Origin of the sequence: Lactobacillus taiwanensis DSM 21401 (assembly GCF_001436695.1) — a bacterium.
Taxonomy (GTDB): domain Bacteria; phylum Bacillota; class Bacilli; order Lactobacillales; family Lactobacillaceae; genus Lactobacillus; species Lactobacillus taiwanensis.
The window spans coordinates 1-337 of record NZ_AYZG01000036.1 but is presented as its reverse complement, the minus strand read 5'-3'; the positions used below and the strand labels follow the sequence as shown (position 1 = coordinate 337).

The window sequence follows — 337 nt, the reverse complement described above, 5'->3', positions numbered from 1 at the left end:
CTAACTGGAAATTAGTTCCAAAGCAACAAGTTATCGGATCTTACAAGTTCGGTTCAAATGATCCACAACCTGTAGACTACAAAGTTGAACATGGTACTAAAGTCGTTCCTGTTGACAAGAATAACAAAGATACTTACCGGAAGATTACCCAAACCATCCAAGAAGTACCAGCTGGCAAGACTAATGCCGATATGCATGTTGTAAGAACTGCTTCAGTTGAATTTGAACGTACTGGTGTGAAGGACTTAGTAACTGGTGATATTGCTTGGAATGCATGGAATTCAAACAGCGAAACTTTCCCAGTTTACAACATTAAAGAACAAAAGGGCTATGACAG

Annotated in this window: 1 protein-coding gene; it reads left to right on the top strand. The window is 39.2% G+C overall.

Annotated elements, in window-relative coordinates:
• Positions 1 to 337, top strand: a 337-nt coding sequence (locus FD18_RS09770; protein WP_162257035.1) for a mucin-binding protein, incomplete at both ends; no start/stop codon positions are given.